General features: G+C 72.4%; 14 protein-coding genes, 1 tRNA gene and 1 pseudogene. 10 read left to right on the top strand and 6 right to left on the bottom strand.

The genetic code is table 11. The annotated features are described in order from the left end of the window. Positions 1-125 precede the first annotated feature (125 nt). From recF to IE265_RS25690, 6 genes are all read left to right on the top strand, one after another. Positions 126-1,250, top strand: a complete 1,125-nt coding sequence (recF, locus tag IE265_RS25715; RefSeq protein ID WP_190038049.1) for a DNA replication/repair protein RecF — start codon at positions 126-128, stop codon at positions 1,248-1,250. Continuing rightward, positions 1,247-1,789, top strand: a complete 543-nt coding sequence (locus tag IE265_RS25710; protein WP_190038048.1) for a DciA family protein — start codon at positions 1,247-1,249, stop codon at positions 1,787-1,789. Before recF ends, IE265_RS25710 begins: the two co-directional genes overlap by 4 nt. Before the next feature lie 297 nt (positions 1,790-2,086). Further along, positions 2,087-4,171, top strand: a complete 2,085-nt coding sequence (gene gyrB, locus IE265_RS25705; RefSeq protein ID WP_308434817.1) for a DNA topoisomerase (ATP-hydrolyzing) subunit B — start codon at positions 2,087-2,089, stop codon at positions 4,169-4,171. A gap of 42 nt (positions 4,172-4,213) precedes the next feature. Next, the gene (gyrA, locus tag IE265_RS25700) at positions 4,214-6,814 is read left to right on the top strand and encodes a DNA gyrase subunit A (RefSeq protein ID WP_190038047.1); all 2,601 of its coding nucleotides are present in this window, start codon (positions 4,214-4,216) and stop codon (positions 6,812-6,814) included. A gap of 15 nt (positions 6,815-6,829) precedes the next feature. After that, positions 6,830-7,546 carry a DUF3566 domain-containing protein gene (locus IE265_RS25695; RefSeq protein WP_190038046.1) on the top strand — a complete coding sequence of 239 codons (717 nt, stop codon included), beginning with the start codon at positions 6,830-6,832 and terminating at the stop codon, positions 7,544-7,546. A 167-nt stretch (positions 7,547-7,713) separates the two neighbouring features. Next, positions 7,714-7,790, top strand: a tRNA-Ile gene (locus IE265_RS25690). A gap of 466 nt (positions 7,791-8,256) precedes the next feature. On the opposite strand, the gene IE265_RS25685 is transcribed toward IE265_RS25690, so the two are convergent. From IE265_RS25685 to IE265_RS25670, 4 genes are all read right to left on the bottom strand, one after another. After that, positions 8,257-8,946: a hypothetical protein gene (locus IE265_RS25685; protein ID WP_190038045.1), complete on the bottom strand. Its 690-nt coding sequence runs from the start codon at positions 8,944-8,946 to the stop codon at positions 8,257-8,259. A 317-nt stretch (positions 8,947-9,263) separates the two neighbouring features. Continuing rightward, positions 9,264-9,785, bottom strand: a complete 522-nt coding sequence (locus IE265_RS25680; RefSeq protein ID WP_190038044.1) for a WhiB family transcriptional regulator — start codon at positions 9,783-9,785, stop codon at positions 9,264-9,266. Between the two features lie 61 nt (positions 9,786-9,846). After that, positions 9,847-11,565: a BN159_2729 family protein gene (locus IE265_RS25675; RefSeq protein WP_190038043.1), complete on the bottom strand. Its 1,719-nt coding sequence runs from the start codon at positions 11,563-11,565 to the stop codon at positions 9,847-9,849. Then, complete coding sequence (locus IE265_RS25670) at positions 11,562-12,161, bottom strand: RNA polymerase sigma factor (RefSeq protein WP_229916513.1); 600 nt, start codon at positions 12,159-12,161, stop codon at positions 11,562-11,564. The genes IE265_RS25675 and IE265_RS25670 overlap by 4 nt, the downstream gene beginning before the upstream one ends. Positions 12,162-12,647: 486 nt before the next feature. On the opposite strand from IE265_RS25670, the gene IE265_RS25665 reads away from it, so the two are divergent. Both IE265_RS25665 and IE265_RS25660 read left to right on the top strand, forming a co-directional pair. Further along, positions 12,648-13,085 carry a helix-turn-helix domain-containing protein gene (locus tag IE265_RS25665; protein WP_229916511.1) on the top strand — a complete coding sequence of 146 codons (438 nt, stop codon included), beginning with the start codon at positions 12,648-12,650 and terminating at the stop codon, positions 13,083-13,085. Between the two features lie 219 nt (positions 13,086-13,304). Next, a complete protein-coding gene (locus IE265_RS25660) occupies positions 13,305-13,538 on the top strand; it encodes a hypothetical protein (RefSeq protein ID WP_229916509.1) in 234 nt (77 codons plus the stop codon). 753 nt (positions 13,539-14,291) lie between these two features. Here IE265_RS25660 and IE265_RS39360 read toward each other — a convergent pair. Further along, positions 14,292-14,595, bottom strand: a pseudogene (locus IE265_RS39360) (DUF6344 domain-containing protein); the annotation flags it as partial. 362 nt (positions 14,596-14,957) lie between these two features. Between IE265_RS39360 and IE265_RS25650 the strand changes: the two are divergent. Together IE265_RS25650 and IE265_RS25645 are read left to right on the top strand one after the other, a co-directional pair. Beyond that, positions 14,958-15,086 carry a DLW-39 family protein gene (locus IE265_RS25650; RefSeq protein WP_003999697.1) on the top strand — a complete coding sequence of 43 codons (129 nt, stop codon included), beginning with the start codon at positions 14,958-14,960 and terminating at the stop codon, positions 15,084-15,086. Positions 15,087-15,891: 805 nt separating this feature from the next. Beyond that, entirely contained in the window at positions 15,892-17,283 is a 1,392-nt protein-coding gene (locus IE265_RS25645) for a hypothetical protein (RefSeq protein ID WP_190038038.1), read from the top strand. Positions 17,284-17,315: 32 nt separating this feature from the next. On the opposite strand, the gene IE265_RS25640 is transcribed toward IE265_RS25645, so the two are convergent. Next, positions 17,316-19,220 (bottom strand): serine/threonine-protein kinase, encoded by a 1,905-nt coding sequence (locus tag IE265_RS25640; protein ID WP_190038037.1) that lies wholly within the window; start codon positions 19,218-19,220, stop codon positions 17,316-17,318. Between the last annotated feature and the right edge of the window lie 33 nt (positions 19,221-19,253).

The following is a 19,253-nucleotide window of genomic DNA, read 5'->3' as shown; positions in this document are numbered from 1 at the left end:
GACTCCCCGCAGATGAAGATGATCGCCGCCCTGCGCAACCAGTTCGGCGGCCACGCAGTCGAGAAGAAGTAGTCCACAGGTCCGCTCCGCGGATCCACAGCTCCCGGGGAGGTCGGCGAACGACCATGCACGTCACGCATCTGTCGCTGGCCGACTTCCGCTCGTACGCCCGGGTCGAGGTGCCCCTCGACCCGGGCGTCACCGCGTTCGTGGGGCCCAACGGGCAGGGCAAGACCAACCTCGTCGAGGCGGTCGGCTATCTCGCCACCCTCGGCAGCCACCGGGTCTCGTCCGACGCCCCCCTCGTGCGGATGGGCGCCGAGCGCGCGATCGTCCGGGCCAACGTCCGGCAGGGGGAGCGGCAGCAGCTCGTCGAGCTGGAGCTGAACCCCGGCAGGGCGAACCGCGCCCGCATCAACAGGTCCTCGCAGGTCAAACCCCGTGACGTGCTCGGCATCGTACGGACCGTGCTGTTCGCGCCCGAGGACCTCGCGCTGGTCAAGGGCGACCCCGGCGAGCGCCGGCGCTTCCTCGACGAGCTGATCACCGCGCGCTCCCCGCGCATGGCCGGCGTGCGCTCGGACTACGACCGGGTGCTGAAGCAGCGCAACACCCTCCTGAAGTCGGCCGCGCTCGCCCGCCGCCACGGCGGCCGCACGATGGACCTCTCCACGCTCGACGTGTGGGACCAGCACCTCGCGCGGGTGGGCGCCGAACTGCTCGCCCAGCGGCTCGACCTGGTCGCGGCGCTCCAGCCACTGGCCGACAAGGCGTACGAGCAGCTCGCGCCCGGCGGCGGCCCCCTGGCCCTGGAGTACCGGCCCTCGTCGCCCGACGTCGTGGGGCACGTGCGCGAGGAGCTGTACGAGCAGCTGATCGCCGCCCTGGAGGGGGCCCGCAAGCAGGAGATCGAGCGGGGCGTCACGCTCGTCGGACCGCACCGCGACGAGCTGCTGCTGAAGCTCGGGCAGCTCCCCGCGAAGGGATATGCGTCACACGGCGAGTCCTGGTCGTACGCGCTGTCGCTGCGCCTCGCGTCGTACGACCTCCTGCGGGCCGAGGGCAACGAGCCGGTGCTCGTCCTCGACGACGTGTTCGCCGAGCTGGACACCCGCCGCCGTGAGCGCCTCGCCGAGCTGGTCGCCCCGGGCGAGCAGGTGCTGGTGACGGCCGCGGTGGACGACGACGTGCCGGGCGTCCTCGCGGGGACCCGGTACGCCGTGTCGGAAGGCGTGGTGGAGCGCGTATGAGCGAGGACGCACCGGAGCCGGACAAGGCCCGGAAGGCCCCCGAGCCGTCCGGCGTCGACCTCGCGCGTGTGGCCCTGCGGGCCGCGAAGGAGCAGGCACGCGCGCGTGGTGACGCGGCGCGGCAGAAGAAGCAGGCCCGGCGCGGCGGTCTGCGCTCCGGCGCGCACGCCGACGGGCGGGACCCGATGGCGCTCGGCTCCGCCATCAACCGCCTCATCAACGAGCGCGGCTGGGAGGCGCCCGCCGCCGTCGGCGGGGTGATGGGCCGCTGGCCGCAGATCGTCGGCGACGACCTGGCCAAGCACTGCGAGCCCGAGAAGTACGACGAGGAGGAGCGCGTGCTGATCGTGCGCTGCGACTCGACGGCCTGGGCGACCAACCTGCGGCTGCTGGCTCCGCAGCTGGTGGCACGCCTCAACGAGGACCTCGGGCACGGCACCGTGCGGCTCATCAAGGTCCTCGGTCCCGGCGGCCCCGTCCGCCGCTTCGGCCCCTTGCGGGCCCCCGGCAGCACGGGCCCCGGCGACACCTACGGGTGAGCCGGAGCGGGCGGTGCGCCGCTCGTAGCGCGGGGTTGACACCCCGAAGCGCTGAGTGCCGCTCTGCGCCTCTTTGGGGCCGGGTCCACATATGGGGAGTCGGTGGAGACCGGTTCAGGGCGGCACATGAGGACTCAGGTACCGGCAAACCCCCATCACTGTCGGCGCTACCGGTAGACTGGAAGCTAATCCCGCCCCGTCAGTGGGGACCGTCGGGAAAATGGTGTGCACCGCTGACCAAGGCTTACCAACGCAACACGCCGCAGCCGCTCCGGCCACCCGCCGGGAGCATGGCTTGTGCTGTGCCAGAAAGGGCGCTTCGTGGCCGATTCCGGCAACCCCAACGAGAACATCCCGTCCACCGACGCCGGCGTCGAGAGCGAGGCCAAATCCTCGAACGGCGAGGTCACCGCCTCGTACGACGCCAGCGCCATCACCGTCCTCGAGGGTCTGGACGCGGTCCGCAAGCGACCTGGCATGTACATCGGCTCGACCGGTGAGCGCGGCCTCCACCACCTCGTGTACGAGGTGGTGGACAACTCCGTCGACGAGGCGCTGGCCGGGCACGCCGACACGATCGAGGTCACGATCCTCCCCGACGGCGGGGTCCGCGTCGTCGACAACGGCCGAGGCATCCCGGTGGGCATCGTGCCCTCCGAGGGCAAGCCCGCCGTCGAGGTCGTGCTCACCGTGCTGCACGCCGGCGGCAAGTTCGGCGGCGGCGGCTACGCGGTCTCCGGCGGTCTGCACGGCGTGGGCGTATCCGTGGTCAACGCGCTGTCCACCAAGGTGGCCGTGGAGGTCAGGACCGACGGGCACCGCTGGACGCAGGACTACAAGCTGGGTGTCCCGACCGCTCCGCTCGCGCAGCACGAGGCCACGGACGAGACCGGCACGTCGGTCACCTTCTGGGCCGACCCGGACATCTTCGAGACCACCGACTACTCCTTCGAGACGCTGTCGCGGCGCTTCCAGGAGATGGCGTTCCTCAACAAGGGTTTGACCATCAAACTCACTGATGAGCGCGACTCGGCGAAGGCCACGGCGGGTGCCGACGAGGCCGGTGCGGACGAGACCGAAGAGGTCAAGACCGTCACGTACCACTACGAGGGCGGCATCGTCGACTTCGTGACGTACCTCAACTCCCGCAAGGGCGACGTCGTCCACCCGACGGTGATCGACATCGAGGCCGAGGACAAGGAGCGCATGCTCTCCCTCGAAGTCGCGATGCAGTGGAACGGGGGCTACAGCGAGGGCGTGTACTCCTTCGCCAACACGATCCACACGCACGAGGGCGGCACGCACGAGGAGGGCTTCCGCGCGGCGCTGACCGGTCTCATCAACCGGTACGCGCGCGACAAGAAGCTGCTGCGCGAGAAGGACGACAATCTCACGGGCGACGACATCCGCGAGGGTCTGACGGCGATCATCTCGGTCAAGCTCGGCGAGCCCCAGTTCGAGGGGCAGACGAAGACCAAGCTGGGCAACACCGAGGCGAAGACCTTCGTGCAGAAGGTCGTGCACGAGCACCTCACGGACTGGCTGGACCGCAATCCGAACGAGGCCGCGGACATCATCCGCAAGTCCATCCAGGCGGCCACCGCGCGCGTGGCGGCCCGCAAGGCCCGCGACCTGACGCGCCGCAAGGGGCTCCTGGAGACGGCGTCGCTGCCCGGCAAGCTCAGCGACTGCCAGTCGAACGACCCGACCAAGTGCGAGATCTTCATCGTCGAGGGAGACTCCGCCGGCGGTTCGGCCAAGTCCGGCCGGAACCCGCAGTACCAGGCGATCCTTCCGATCCGGGGCAAGATCCTCAACGTCGAGAAGGCGCGGATCGACAAGATCCTGCAGAACCAGGAGATCCAGGCGCTGATCTCGGCGTTCGGCACCGGGGTCCACGAGGACTTCGACATCGCGAAGCTCCGCTATCACAAGATCATCCTGATGGCGGACGCCGACGTCGACGGCCAGCACATCAACACCCTGCTGCTGACCTTCCTGTTCCGCTTCATGCGCCCGCTGGTCGAGGCCGGGCACGTGTTCCTGTCCCGTCCCCCGCTGTACAAGATCAAGTGGGGCCGCGACGACTTCGAGTACGCGTACTCGGACCGCGAGCGCGACGCGCTGACCGAGCTGGGCCGCCAGGCGGGCAAGCGGGTCCGCGAGGACTCGATCCAGCGCTTCAAGGGTCTCGGTGAGATGAACGCCGAGGAACTGCGCATCACCACGATGGACCAGGAGCACCGCGTCCTCGGACAGGTCACGCTCGACGACGCCGCCCAGGCCGACGACCTGTTCTCGGTCCTGATGGGCGAGGACGTCGAGGCACGCCGCGCGTTCATCCAGCGCAACGCCAAGGACGTCCGTTTCCTCGACATCTGAGTCGGTCTCAGCTGACCGCACCAGGAAGGATCTTCACCAGCAATGGCCGACGAGAACACTCCCGTGTCGCCCGAAGAAGGCGGCGAGATCACTCTGCGCGTCGAGCCCGTCGGGCTCGAGACCGAGATGCAGCGCTCCTACCTCGACTACGCGATGTCCGTCATCGTGTCGCGCGCGCTGCCCGACGTGCGGGACGGCCTCAAGCCCGTCCACCGGCGCGTCCTGTACGCCATGTACGACGGCGGCTACCGGCCCGAGAAGGGCTTCTACAAGTGCGCCCGCGTCGTCGGCGACGTCATGGGCAACTACCACCCGCACGGCGACTCCTCGATCTACGACGCGCTGGTCCGCCTCGCGCAGCCGTGGTCGATGCGGATGCCGCTGGTGGACTCCAACGGCAACTTCGGTTCACCGGGCAACGACCCGGCCGCCGCCATGCGGTACACCGAGTGCAAGTTGATGCCGCTGTCCATGGAGATGGTCCGCGACATCGACGAGGAGACCGTCGACTTCACGGACAACTACGACGGCCGCTCCCAGGAGCCGACCGTCCTGCCCGCCCGCTTCCCGAACCTCCTGATCAACGGTTCGGCCGGCATCGCGGTCGGTATGGCGACCAACATCCCGCCGCACAACCTGCGCGAGGTCGCGGCCGGCGCCCAGTGGTACCTGGAGAACCCCGAGGCCTCCCACGAGGAGCTCCTGGACGCGCTGATCGAGCGCATCAAGGGCCCCGACTTCCCGAGCGGCGCCCTGGTCGTGGGCCGCAAGGGCATCGAGGAGGCGTACCGCACGGGCCGCGGGTCCATCACGATGCGCGCGGTCGTCGAGGTCGAGGAGATCCAGAACCGCCAGTGCCTGGTGGTCACCGAACTCCCCTACCAGGTCAACCCCGACAACCTGGCCCAGAAGATCGCCGACCTGGTGAAGGACGGCAAGATCGGCGGCATCGCGGACGTCCGCGACGAGACCTCGTCTCGTACGGGGCAGCGCCTGGTGATCGTCCTGAAGCGGGACGCGGTCGCCAAGGTCGTGCTGAACAACCTCTACAAGCACACCGACCTCCAGACGAACTTCGGCGCCAACATGCTGGCGCTGGTGGACGGTGTGCCGCGCACCCTGTCGCTGGACGCGTTCATCCGCCACTGGGTGGCGCACCAGGTCGAGGTCATCGTCCGCCGTACGCGCTTCCGGCTGCGCAAGGCCGAGGAGCGCGCGCACATCCTGCGCGGCCTCCTGAAGGCCCTGGACGCCATCGACGAGGTCATCGCGCTGATCCGGCGCAGCGACACCGTGGAGATCGCTCGGGAGGGCCTGATGGGCCTCCTGGAGATCGACGAGATCCAGGCCAACGCCATCCTCGAGATGCAGCTGCGCCGGCTGGCCGCGCTGGAGCGGCAGAAGATCGTCGCCGAGCACGACGAGCTGCAGGCGAAGATCCGCGAGTACAACGCGATCCTCGCCTCACCCGAGCGCCAGCGCGCCATCATCAGCGAGGAACTCGCCGCGATCGTCGAGAAGTTCGGCGACGACCGGCGCTCCAAGCTGGTGCCCTTCGACGGCGACATGTCCATGGAGGACCTGATCGCCGAGGAGGACATCGTCGTCACCATCACGCGTGGCGGCTACATCAAGCGGACCAAGACCGAGGACTACCGCTCGCAGAAGCGCGGCGGCAAGGGCGTCCGGGGCACGAAGCTCAAGGAAGACGACATCGTCGACCACTTCTTCGTGTCGACGACCCACCACTGGCTGCTGTTCTTCACGAACAAGGGCCGGGTCTACCGCGCGAAGGCGTACGAGCTCCCGGACGCCGGACGTGACGCGCGCGGTCAGCACGTCGCGAACCTGCTGGCCTTCCAGCCCGACGAGGCGATCGCCGAGATCCTCGCGATCCGCGACTACGACGCGGTGCCCTACCTGGTGCTCGCCACCAAGGGCGGCCTGGTGAAGAAGACGCCGCTGAAGGATTACGATTCGCCGCGTTCCGGCGGTGTCATCGCGATCAATCTCCGTGAGACGGAGGACGGATCCGACGACGAACTGATCGGTGCCGAACTGGTCTCGGCAGAGGATGATCTGCTTCTGATCAGCAGGAAGGCCCAATCGATCAGGTTCACTGCGACGGACGACGCGCTGCGGCCCATGGGCCGTGCCACCTCGGGTGTGAAGGGCATGAGCTTCCGCGAGGGGGACCAGCTGCTCTCGATGAATGTTGTTCGACCCGGTACGTTCGTGTTCACTGCCACAGACGGTGGGTACGCGAAGCGGACCGCCGTCGACGAGTACCGCGTCCAGGGTCGCGGTGGCCTGGGTATCAAGGCCGCCAAGATCGTCGAGGACCGCGGCTCGCTCGTCGGCGCGCTGGTGGTCGAGGAGACCGATGAGATCCTCGCCATCACACTGTCCGGTGGTGTGATTCGTACGCGAGTCAACGAGGTCAGGGAGACGGGCCGTGACACCATGGGCGTCCAACTGATCAACCTGGGCAAGCGCGATGCCGTCGTCGGTATCGCACGTAACGCCGAGGCCGGTCGAGAGGCCGAGGAAGTCGAGGGCGCGGACGGCGCCGACATCGACGACTCGGACGAGGTCGAGACGGTCGCCGGCACGGACGAGGGCCAGCAGTCCTCGGACGAGTAGCGAGGAGTAGTCATCGTGAGCGGAGCCACGGGCGCCGGCTCGACCGGTACGGACAAGGATGGCGGCCGTGGCCCCGCCACGGAGGCGAATGACTCTCATGGATCCCAGGGGGGAACTGTGACGGACACCCGAGGCGCGCACACGCCGCAGTACGCGGCCGGTGCGGCCCCAGGCTCGGCGGTGCCCCAGGGCCCGGCGGGCCCTCCCGGCGCCGCGGCGCCGCCGGCACCGGGCTCGCCGCTGCCCGGTGAGCGGCAGCAGCAGCCCGCGCAGCCGTACCACCCGCCGCAGGCGTACCCGGCGCAGCAGCCCCCCTCGGGGGCGGTCCGCAGGCCGCGCACGGGGGCGCGTACGACGCCCCGCACGCGCAAGGCACGCCTGCGGGTCGCCAAGGCCGACCCCTGGTCGGTGATGAAGGTCAGCTTCCTGCTCTCGATCGCGCTCGGCATCTGCACGATCGTCGCCGCCGCGGTGCTGTGGATGGTCATGGACGCCATGGGCGTCTTCTCCACGGTGGGCGGCACGATCTCCGAGGCCACGGGCTCGAACGAGTCCAACGGCTTCGACCTGCAGTCGTTCCTGTCGCTGCCGCGCGTGCTCGTCTTCACGTCGATCATCGCGGTCATCGACGTCGTCCTCGCCACCGCGCTCGCCACGCTCGGGGCGTTCATCTACAACCTCTCCGCCGGCTTCGTCGGCGGCGTCGAGCTGACGCTCGCCGAGGACGAGTAAAACGTTGTCTTCACCGCTCGGGCACGGGAGCGCCTCCCCCTCCGGGGAGGCGCTCCCGTGCTGTTCGGGCAGGCGGGACCGGGGCGCGGATACCGATTTTGGGACTGACGCCGTCGTGCGCTAATCTTCAGAGGTCAGCGCGCGGGACATACACCGCAGAGCGCGGCGGGGCTATAGCTCAGTTGGTTAGAGCGCATCCCTGATAAGGATGAGGCCACAGGTTCAAATCCTGTTAGCCCCACCAGTTCGAAGACCCCCGGTCCAGTTGGGCCGGGGGTCTTCGGCGTTCGCGGCCCGGATCGGCGGCCGTCAAAGGCCGTTCGCGGTGGGCGGCCGGGGCCGTTGCTGCCCTCGTCATCGCCCGCCTTCGCGGAGGAGGCCGGGATGTGCCTGCTTGCAGAAAGCCGCGGCTCACAGGGCCGCTCCGGGCAGCCCGCGCGGGGCACCGGAGCCTTGTTCCGCCCGACCGTGGGGCGCAGCCCGTGACTTGGCCCTCCAGGGCCCTTCCGTGACCTACGGGGAGGCACTCCAGGGGCCCTCCCCGGCCTTCGGCGAAGCGGCCGGTGGTTCGGCGCCCGGGTGCGGCCGGACGGCCTTCGGGGAACGCGCAGCGCCCCCCTGCTGTCGATGTGCAGGGGGGCGCTCACAGTCCGGTCGACGTGCCTCCCGAGCGTGTCGGCCGGAGTTCGGGGGCCGGGGTCCGAACCCGGTCAGTCCTCGCGCCGGAGTTCCTCGACGACGCGGGCCATGTCGTCCTCCAGCGCCAGCATCCGCGTGTGGCGGTGGATGTGGGCGTACTGAGCCTCGATCTCCTCGAGGTCCCGCCACGCGCGCGTGTCGGGGTCCCTGGCCCAGCGCACGTGCTGGAAGAGCGGGACCTCACGGGGAGCCAGCGTCCACGACAGCGGCCTGCCGCCCGCGACGAGGGTCAGGACGTGCCAGCCGCCCGCCGTGCCGTCGGGGGCCGGTGCCTGCGACACGACGGCCGACGACGGGTGCAGGGCGGCCAGCCAGGCGAGGAGGTGGGCCCGCTCCCGCGCCATGTGCTCGCGGTCCCGGGCGTACGCGTCGGCGTGCCGCTGCCAGCGCGCGGCCTCCGTCCTGGACGTGTGCAGTTCGTCGCCCAGGCGCTGCAGTCGGTGGACCAGCCGGTCCGTGGCGTCGGGGCCGCCGGTTGGCGTGGGCGGGTCCTCGGGTGCGTCCGCGTCGGGCACGGCGGCCGCCTCGGCTGCGGGGGCCGCGGGGGCCGTGGCGGTCCCGACGGTCCTCGGAGACCTGGAGAGCGGGAAGCCGGGGGCCGTCGGCAGGAACGTGCCGAGGAGCCCGCGGGAGCGGCCCGACCGGCCCGCCGACGCGTGGGAACCGCGTCGGCGGAAGCGCCGGCGCCGGGGCTCGGCCACGGCCGCGAGGGCCGTCACGGGGGGTGGCGCGACGGGCGGCTCGGCGGACTGGACCGGAGGCGGTGCGGTGGCCGGCGCCGGGGGTGCCACGGTCGGTGCCAGGGCCGGGCGCGGGGGTACGCGGGCCGTCGGGGGCAGGGGAGGCAGTGGCGGGGGCGAGTCCGGGGAGGCGGCGGAGGGGGCCATGGAGTGCTCCGGGGTGAGGTGGGTCGGGGCGGTGGGACGGGCGGGCGCCGGGCCGGTGGGCGGCGGACCTGGTCCGCAGGCGGGCGTCCTGCGACGGGCTTCATGAGGGCTCCGGTGGGGCCGTGGGCGGCCTATCCGGTCGCGCGGAGGAGCGTGGTGCCCGTCCGCCTGTAGTGGCTCACGCTGCGGGCGTTGGCGACCCGGCAGGCGTCGTCCACGGGCTCACCCCTGCGTACGTGCCGCTGGTACGCGGCCCGCGTTCCGCAGGGAGCCGGTTCGCCGGGGAGCCGGGAGGGCCCGGTCTGCGACCTGGGTTCGGGCGGCAGCACCGGCGCCCGTCTGCGCCGTTTCTCCAGCGCGTGGCGCTGGGGGCCCGTCAGTCCCGCGACGATTCCCCCCCGGTCGCACTCCGGCAGGCCCTCCTCCCGGCGCATCACGGCCGCCCGGCACTCCTCGAGCACCTCGCACGCGTGGCACAGCGCTCTGGCGACGGCCCTGGTCCGGTTGGAGAACCACAGTTCCGGGTCCTCGTTGCGGCACAGCGCGTACAGCTCCCAGGCCCGGCTGCGGCCGTCGGCCCTGCGGTCCACGCTCCGCCACGACTGGTCGCGGTTCCGGCCGAGGGTCCCGCCCCCGGTGGTCGACGTGTTCATTCCTGTCGCTGTCCCCATCGTCATCGCCGACTTCGCCTGTCCCGTCCGTTCCGGCCACCGGTCATGTGTCGCTCCGCGCCGCCGCCCGTTCGGCGGCCTCCCAGGTGGCCGGGCCGGTCCGTACGAGCCGTACGCGCCGGGCGTTCGGGACGTGCGGCCCGGTCGGCGCGGACGCCAGGGCGGCCGCGGCGGGAAGGGCGGCGGGCAGGGCGCGTGCGGTCAACTCCCTGGGCGCGGCGGGCCTTCCGGCCGCGGCCGGCTCGGCCGGCGGGACGGGCGCGGCGGGTGCGACGGGGGTATGCGGCTCGGCCGGTGCCGGTGCCGGTGCCGGTACCGGTCGCCGGGACGGACGCGTGGCTTCCGGCAGGGCGGTGGGCCCGAGGCGGACGACCGCGAGGGCCTTGGCGGCCGGGGGGCCGGCGGGGGCCGTGACCGGACCGTCGGCCGGCGGAGCCGCAGCGGACGCGGCGGCCGGTCCGGAGGCGGGCGCGGCCACCTCTGCGGCCACCTCTGCGGGCGCCACAGCGGGCAGCTGTTCGGCGGCCGGGGGGACGGACTCCGTCGTCGGAACCGTCGCCGGAGTCGTGGCCGGAGTCGTGGTCGGAACGCCCGTCGGAGCCGTCGCCGGAACGCCCGTAGGAGCGGTCGGCAGCGCGGTCGGCGTCGGAACGACGGTCAGCCGCGCGGCGGTCAGCCGGATGGCCCGCGACCTGCGCGCCGCGGGCAGCGACGGGAGGGTGGCGGCAGCGGCGGCCGGAACAGCGGGAACGGCCGGAAGGGCCGGGACCGGCGGTGCGGCGGCCGGAGCGGCCGGGGGCCACGTCGCCGAGGGAGCCGAGAGGGCCGAGGGAGCCGAGGGAGCGGCTGGCCGCGCCGGGGCTGCCGTGGCGGCCTCCGGCCGGGCCGTCCCCGCCCTGTCGGCCGACCACGGCGCCGGTGGCTCCAGCGCCGTCAACGGCCCGAGCAGGGAGGTCACATTGGCGAGCGAGCACCGCTCGGAGCGCCCGTCCAGCGAGAGCAGGGGCATGCCCCCCGGCGTCCGGCGGCCGTGGAAGTACCAGACGTCTCCCTGTACGTCCCGCTGCGGCAGCGTCAGGTCGTACGTGACCCCGTCGTACTCGTACACCCGGGAGTCGAAGCCGGCCACGGCGCCCGTCCCGGCCCTCGCGCCCGTCCCGGCACGGACGCCGGACGCGGCGGCGGGAGTCCGGACCGGGGCGTGAGCCGTACTCGCGGCAGCGGCGGGCGCGGTGGCCGCCGGAGCGGCGGGCCCCGGAGCGGCGGCCGGAGGCACGGGGGCCGACCGCCGCTCGTGCGCCAGGACCGAGACCCGCACGCCGGCGTGGCGGCTCTCCCCGATCACCGCGTGGGGCAGGGGCGCCTCGGCGTCGCGCCTGATGCCGAAGTGCGCGCGCCACCGCCTCCACTGCTCCTGGTCGGTGACGTGGAGTTCGATGCGTACGCAGTCCCCGTCGGCCCGGATGCTGTGGAAGTCGGGGTGCCTGCCGATGTTCTGCTCGATCGTGGCGGCGACCAGCCTGGCCCGCTCGCACGAGTGGTCCCAGGCGAAGGCCTGCTGCTCCAGTTCCGTCAGTTGTCCGGGCACACGGGCCCAGCCGCCGCTCGGGGTGCGGTGCAGGACGAACCCGAACGTCCGCTCCGGGTCGACCAGGAGGCGTGCCACGTCCAGCGCGTGGGCGACCGCCCTGGCCTGGTTCGAGGTGCTCACGGAGAGCGCCGTACGGATGACGCGTTCGGCGTGGGGCAGGTTCCTGTTCATGCCGCGGCCTCTCTCTCCGACGCCGTGCGCAGCTTCTGCATCGCCCGGAAGGTGAGGGCCTTGACCGCGCCGACGGTGCGCCCCATGGCGCAGGCGGTCTCCTCGGGCGACATCTCGCCGATGAACCGCAGCTCCATGCACTGCCGCTGATGGGCGTTCAGCGTGTGCAGCGCGTTCCACACGGCCTCGTGGGTCTCGACCGCCTCCAGTGCCCGCAGGGCGGCGAACTCGGCGCTGCGGTCGTGCGCGTCGCTGTCCCGCAGCTCGGAGACGAGCGTCTCCACCCGGGAGCGTTTGGTCTTCACCTCGTCCAGGTGCAGGTTCCTGGCGATGGTGAGCAGCCACGCGGTGAAGGCCGAGCCCTGCCAGGTGAAGCTGTCGATGTGGCGCAGCGCCCGTACGAAGACCTCCTGGGTGAGGTCCTCGGCCAGGTGCCGGTTCCGCGTGCGGAAGAGGAGGTACCGGTACACGAAGCGCTGGTGATCGACGTAGAGGGCCGCGAACGCCTCGCGGTCGCCGGCCCGGGCGCGGTCGACCAGGTCGTACTCGGCCGTCTGCCGGGGCGGGCTGGTCTCTCGTCTGATCTCTGCGGACACGGGCGGGGTGCTCCTTCTGTGCGTGGGCGTGCGGGTTTCGTCGTGGGCTTCCGGGTGACCGGGCTGCCCTGCCGGGGTGTCCTCCCGGCTGCGATACTCAATATTCATGTAGATGTAGATTCTTGAGGCGGAGTGGGGTGCGGGAAGGTGCGGAGGGGGCGGCGCGTGGCTGCCGGATTCTGCGGAACGGTGACCGGGTGACCGGCGTACTGCTGATGTGCTGCGATCGGTCCACCCGGCGGCCCGTGCGGACGTTCCGTCCTGCGGGCGCTGTGGGGTTCCAGGGGGGGCGAGTGATCGATGTTATCTACAGTATGCATGTAGATGTAGATTAGTCAAGCCGCGGTGTCAACGGCGCTGAAGGCGTGAATCGGGGGCGCGTAGTAGCACTGGAATGTGACGGGATGCTTCCTGTTTGCGGAAATTCGACCTATCGATCTGCGATCTACTTGCGCATGTAGATGTCCATGGCCGATGCTTGATCGTGTGACCAGGAACCTTCAGCCGAGCGGTGAGCCCGAGGCGGGCGAACCGGAGTCCGGCGAGGCCTTCGCCGTCGAGGGCGAGGATCTGCCTGTGCTGCTCGAGCGCCTCCTCGGTGAGTCGGGGGGCAGGACCCAGAAGGATCTGGCCGCGGAAGCGGGCATCTCCTATCCGACCCTCAACGCCTGGATGAACCGGACGCGCGGCACTTCCCGCATCGATCCGGAACGGCTGCGTGCGATGGTCGAGGTGTTCCGCCGCTGGGGGGTCCGCACCACGCCGCGGGAGTTCTTCGCCTCCGTCGGCCGGCCGGTGCCCGGACCCAGTGGGGACGAACGCGAGGCCCAGTTGCTCAGGCTGTACCGGCAGTTGCCCGAATCGCGGCAGCGCGCTCTGGTCAAGAACGCCGAAGCGATGCTCCAGCTCAGTCGCGCCACTTGACGGTCCCGCCGGTTCACCGGCGGATCGGGGTGATTCGTCCCTCTGGCCCATCGGGCGGAGGGGCGGTTTTCGGACTGGCAATTCTCAACGGAATATCCCAACAACCCTCACGCAGCGAATACACACGGGTACGATCGGTATGCCGCTGGCCTCCCGGAGCGGGATTTCTGCATGCCCTCATGCGTCCCTGGGGAGATTCCTGTGTGCATCGTGATTTCTGTGGCTGACGATCTTCCGAAGATCGCCATCTGGGACCCCGACGAAGTGAGCATTCTCGTGGCTCGCGGCGCGGCCGTCGGAGAGTTCCTTCGCGAGGTCGAGGCGATCCTGACGATCGACCTCGGTGCGCCGGCCGCGTCCGACGACCGCTTCGTCTGCTTCTGCGGTACGCGGGTGGAGCTGCCGGGTGAACTGGCGTCCCTGGTGGCCGTCACCGCCTGCGAGTCCGTCTGACCCGAGTCCGGATCCGTCTCCCGTGGCCGTCGGGGGGCGCCGGACGACAGGTCTTCGAACTGCTGACCGTCGAACCGCCGGCCGTCGAACCGCCGGCCGTCGAAGTCCGGATCGCCGGGGTGCCGGACGCGGGCCGGGTCGGGTGCGATCGGTCCGGGACGGAGTGCTCGTGCGGGGGGCCGGTGTGCCGTGATCGCGTGCGTGCGCCGGTGGCGGCACCGGAGGCCGGGGGTCGTCACAGCGCCGCTGTGCCGGTGGCGGCGAGGGCCGGCGCCGGGGCCGGGACACGGGCCGGGGCCGAGGCCCTGACCGGAGCCGGAGCCGAGGTCTGGGCGGGGAGGACGACGGCGCCGAGGGGCGGGGTGGCCGTGCCGTGGGCGGTGGGGCCGGCGGACGTCGACGCTGCCGTGGAGGCGCACGGAACGGCTGCCCGGTGAGCGGGGAGACCACCGCCGGACGCCGTGGCCGGCCGGGCCGCGGTGATGCCGTCGTGCAGGACGCCCGTGGCCGCGCGGGTGGTGCCGGAGGGGTCGGCGGGGGCCCCGACGGCGGTCTTCGGGATGGAGGTCCTCGGGGCGGTACCGGGGTCCGTCGCGCCTACGAGCGCCGCCGCGGAGGCTGTCGCGCCGAGGACGGCCGCGGACAGGGCGTCGTTCGCGTCGACGGCTGCCGGGGGCACGGTCTGCGCGGTGGCGACGGGGCTCGCGCCGCGGGCGGGGGCCGGGACGCTCTCCAGTGCGGCGGCGCCGTCCGTGGCCGTGGTGTCCGTGGGGCGGCGGTGCCGGCAGGACGGTGAGGAGCCGTGCGCCTCGGCGTGGATGCGCTGCTTCATCGTGGGCGGCAGCGAGCGCTTGTGGGGCCGTCCCCAGTCGGGCTCCTCCTTGGCCGTCGCGTCCTGCGGGACGGCGTTGCCGCGGGTTCCCTCCGCCTCCGTTCCGGAGTCCGCGCCGGGTACCGCCGCGGCGGCGGTCGTCGTGATGAGTCCGAGCGACGTGCACAGCGCGAGGAAGGCGGTGACGATCGCGGTCCACAGGTTCATGACCGGATTGCGGGTCATGGTCCCTCTCTTTCGGTCGGGTCTTTCAGTTGGGTTGATTTGCGTACTTTCCTCATGATGTGTATGTCGGCTGCGGCGTCAGGGACCGACGCCCGTGGCGCGGCGATCTTCTGATGAACACCACTCAGATGGGTGCAGGGCCCGGGAAAGGGGCCTGCGGGTGGCGGGAAAGGGGCGAAAGAGGGGCGAAGCAACCATCCGTGAGGATGTGATCACCCTCCGATCGGAGTGGATCGCTCCGGTCCTACTGCGCCTTTCCGGAGGTCAGTTGGGGTCCCGACGCAGGTCACTGATCGGTATCGGCCGGTGTGTATAGTCGGGCGCCAGAAGTCCCCTACGCCAAGGAAAGACGAGGTCGCGCGGTGAAGAAGCTTCTCCTGGTCGCACTGGCCGCCATCGGCGGGCTCCTCGTGTACCGCCAGATCCAGGCGGATCGCGCCGAGCAGGATCTGTGGACGGAGGCGACCGACTCGGTGCCCACGGGTTCGTGAGCGTCGACGACAGTCCGAGTACAGACCCCGGCCGCCTCGCGGTCGGGGTTTTGTGTTGTCCGGGCCCCGGAGACCCGGACCGCCGTGCGGAAGCCGTACGGGAGTGGTACGGGGTGCACCGCGCCTGAGGCGGGCCCTTGTTCCGCGCCCTGCCGGGGCCCGGGCGGCCCCGTAGGCCCCGATCGGCCCCGTGGGACCTGCCGGACGAGGTGCGGACCCCGTGCCGCATCCGGTACGGACTCCTGCCCGGCCGCCCGCCGCCCGCCGCCGGTCGCCCGCCGCCGGGCGGAGGCGAAGTAGAGGACGTCACAGGAAGCGCTTGCGTCCTCGAACACGTGATGGCGCGGCGGCCGGCGGGGCAGGATGGTCGCACGCTCGCGTGGTCGGTCGACGCCGGACAGTGAGGGCGTGCGCCGGGCGGGACGACGGGCAGGGCGACGGACGGATGGCGGGACCGCTGGTGGGCCGCCGGTCCGGCCGTGGGCGACAGGGCTCTCCCGGGACCTGGACGGAACCGATGGGATCGGTCCGTACGGGATCGGTCCGTACGGGACCGGCTTGCACGGGTCCGGACGGTCCGTACGGTCCGGAGGGTCCGCGTGGTCCGGAGGGTTCGGACCGTCCGGGCAGGGAGCCGGTCCTGCGGGACCGGCGTGAGCCGGACCAGCGGCGGTCCGCGGCTCGGTATCCGGCGGTCCGGTGCGTGACGGCGGCGGTTCGCGGAAGCCCGGTGGGCACGGCCCGGGCACGACGACGAGGGGGGCGCGTGATGGGGCGGCGCACGGGAGGACGGGGCGCTCGTACGGTGACGGCGGGAGCCGCCCTGCTGCTGGCCGCGGTGCTGCCGGGGCGGGCCGTGGCGGCGGACGCCCCCGCTCCGTACGGCTTCGCCGCGGGCGCGGAGCGGATCGAGGGCGCGGCCGACGCCGCCGACGCCGTACCGCTGGCGCCCGGCAGGACCTACCGCAGCTCCATCGGCGAGAACGCGAAGATCCACTACGGTCTGCGGCTCGACGGCGCGTCGACCGCGTACGTGTCGGCCACCGCAGTGCCCCGGGCGGGCGCGAAGGTCGTGTACTCCGACGGGATCAAGGTGTCCCTGCGGGACGCGCAGGGCAACAAGTGCTTCTCCGGGGACGCCGGTTCGGCCCGTTTCGGGCCCACCGAGAGCCCGCGCCCGCTCACCGCCTGGGCCTCGCGCGGGACCGGTCCTGGCACCTACACCTGCAAGCGCGCGGGGACGTACTCCGTACTCGTCGAGCGCATCAGCGGCGCCCGGTCGTCGCCCGGCGACTGGGACCTGGAACTCCAGTACGTGTCGGAACCGGCCCTGCGGAGGGCCGCCCCGACCGGCGCTCCCCGGTCGTGGGACTCCGCCACCCCTGAGGCTGTGGAGGGCACGGCCCGTACCCGCAGGGGCGGCACGAGCTTCAACGAGGCGCGCTCACTGGAGCGGGGCGTCTGGAAGGACGGCATAGGGGCCGGGCAGACGCTCTACTACCGCGTCCCCGTGGACTGGGGGCAGCGGCTGCACGCCACCGCCGAACTGGGTCCCGCGGACGGCGACGGCTACCTGGGCACCGCGCTCGTCATGTCACTGCACAACCCGGCGCGCGCCCTGGTGGACGACGTGGACACCCCGTACGACGGGAGCAGGAGGACGGCGGTGCTGGAACCGCTGCCCGCGGTCGCCTACGAGAACCGGTACGCGGTCGACGACCAGGTCGGCGGCATGCGCTTCGCGGGCTGGTACTACCTGGCCGTGCACCTCGGCGCCGGGACGAGCGGCAAGTTCGGTGACGGTCCCTTCGAGCTGACCCTGCGGGTGCGGGTGGACGGCACTGCCGCAGCCGCGCCGGAGTACGCGGGTTCCGCCGCCCCTCGCGAGGTCTTCGCCGTGACCGCGGGGGACAGGGCCGAGGCGGCCGACGGAGCGGCGGCGACCGGGGACGGCGGCGGGGCGGGCGGGAGCACCGCGATGAAGGCCCTGGCCGCGGGCGGGATAGGGACGGGCTGCGCGCTCCTTCTCGGGCTGGGGGTGTGGACGTTCGCGGCGCGGCGGCGGGCGGCCGCGGCTCCCGTGGCGTCGGTGCCCTACGCGCCGGGGGCCGCGACGGCCGGACGGCAGAGCGGTGCGCCCGGGCAGGCGGTCGACGGCACGGATCCGGGGGGCCACGGCCCCCCGCGGGCCTGGTAGCCCACTCGGCGCGGGGCGGTCGACGGCACGCCTCAGATCCGCGTCAGCGCCCAGAACCCGACCGCGAGGCAGACCAGCGCGAGCACCAGGACCGGCACCGCGACCTTCGCGGGCGGGCCGGGGCGGCGCCGTGCCCGGCCGGCGCGGTGCCGTGCGGCCGGCTGCCCCCGGGAGGGAACCCGGACGTCCTGAGCGGTGTATGAAGCAGTGGAGGACGATTCGTCCGGGTTCGGCGAGGTCCGCTCCCGGGGCCGTGGGGGGAGCGCGGGGGCACGGGCCGGCGGGTACGGGCCCGGGAGGGAGGGCGCGTGCGGGGGCGGGGAGGACGGCGACGCGAAGTGGGCGGGAGGTGCCGGCAGGCGCGAGGTGGGGGGAGTGGGCGGCTGCTCCGGTTGAGGCTGGGCGTGCGGCCGCGGGTGGGGCTGCGGGGAGGCCTGGGCCTGCTGGACCTGCTGGACCTGTTGGTCGGCCGGGTGCCGGTCGTGCCTCGGGGTGGTGGTGGCGTCCCCGGGCGGCGGCGGGAGGTGGAAGCTGCCGGTGTCCGACATGCCGGTGTCCGAGATGGCGGAGTGCGGGGAGGAACCGGGGGCCGAGGCGGGGGGAGGAGGCGTCCGGCCGGCTGCGGGACGGCCCGGGGCGGAACCGGTGCCGTGACCGGAAGGGTCCCCGGCGCCCTCGCCGGGGACGGACCGAGGCGGCGTGCCGTCGGTGCGGCCGTACCGGGGAGCGGGTCCAGGAGCGTCCGGTCCCGTGGAGTGCCGTGCCGCGGCTGCTCCCGTGGGGGCGTCCGGCGGGACGGCGGCCCTGGGGTCCGGAGGCGTGGCCCCTGTACGGGTCCGGGGCCGGGCCGCGTCCGTATGGGCCCGCTGCCACCCGTCGCCTTCCAGGCCCGCGTGGCCCGCGTGGCTCTCAGGGCTCTCAGGGCTCGCAAGGGCGTTGCCGTCCGCCGACGGCGGAGGTGTCGGCGACTGCGGCGCCCCGGCTCCATGTATTCGGGCCTGCGCCTGCGCCTCCGCCTGCGCCCGTGCGCGGCCCGAGGCGGACGTGGGGGGTGCCGCGTCGGGCCCCTCCGGACCGAAACCCGTGGGGAGCGGGCCGAGTTGGTCGAATATCTCGATCAGCTCGTCGTCCGGTCCGGGCTCGGGGAGCAGCTCCACGGCCGAGGCGAGCGCCTTCCGGGCGCCGGTGGCGGTACGGAACCGGGCCTGCGGGTCCGGCTGAACCAGCGTGGCGACGACCTGCCACAGGGGCTCGGGGACCCCCTTCGGCGCACCCGGCGTGCCGTGCGCCTCGAAGTGCTCGACGAGTGCCTTCGCGTCGGGCTTGGCGCCCTCCAGGAGGTACAGGGCGACCAGGCCCACGGCGAAGAAGTCGGCGGGGAAGTCCGGCTCGGTGCCGAGCAGTTGCTCGGGCGCGAAGTAACCGGGCGTGCCCACCACGTAGTTGGTCTCCGTCAGCCGTGGTTCGCCGAGCCGCATGGAGATGCCGAAGTCGGACAGCCGAAGCCGTGGCCGGGCCGTGCCGGTCGCCTCCAGAAGGATGTTGGCCGGCTTGATGTCCCGGTGCACGACGCCCTCCGCGTGCACCGCCGCGAGCCCCGCCAGGAGCTGGTCGAGGAGCGTGCAGACGAAGGCGGGCGGCAGAGGGCCGTAGTCCCCGACCAGGTGTACGAGGGAGCCGCCGCCGACGAGGTCCATCGTGAAGAGGACCTTGTCGTCGTCCGCGGCCCAGCTCGCCGGAGCGAGCACGTGGGGATGATCGATCCGCAGTGCCTGCTCCCGTACGAAGCGCAGCAGCGAGTGCGCGTCGCGCTGCTGGAGCACCTTGGCCGCCACGTACCGGCGCCGCCGGTGGTCCCAGGCGCGCCAGACGGCACCGACTCCCCCGCGTCCGATCGGGTCGACCAGTTCGTACCGGCCGGCGAAGACCTCACCCATGGTCGTACGTCGCTCCCCCTTCGGCGGTCGGTG

The organism is Streptomyces fructofermentans (assembly GCF_014651055.1).
Taxonomy (GTDB): Bacteria; Actinomycetota; Actinomycetes; order Streptomycetales; family Streptomycetaceae; genus Streptomyces; species Streptomyces fructofermentans.
This window is presented reverse-complemented; position numbering and strand designations above follow the sequence as displayed.

Excerpts from the sequence above, each read along its gene's own strand:
- recF (WP_190038049.1), top strand. The coding sequence starts at position 126 with ATGCACGTCACGCATCTGTCGCTGGCCGACTTCCGCTCGTACGCCCGG.
- IE265_RS25710 (WP_190038048.1), top strand. The coding sequence starts at position 1,247 with ATGAGCGAGGACGCACCGGAGCCGGACAAGGCCCGGAAGGCCCCCGAG.
- gyrA (WP_190038047.1), top strand. The coding sequence starts at position 4,214 with ATGGCCGACGAGAACACTCCCGTGTCGCCCGAAGAAGGCGGCGAGATC.
- IE265_RS25680 (WP_190038044.1), bottom strand. The coding sequence starts at position 9,785 with ATGAACACGTCGACCACCGGGGGCGGGACCCTCGGCCGGAACCGCGAC.
- IE265_RS25675 (WP_190038043.1), bottom strand. The coding sequence starts at position 11,565 with ATGAACAGGAACCTGCCCCACGCCGAACGCGTCATCCGTACGGCGCTC.
- IE265_RS25640 (WP_190038037.1), bottom strand. The coding sequence starts at position 19,220 with ATGGGTGAGGTCTTCGCCGGCCGGTACGAACTGGTCGACCCGATCGGA.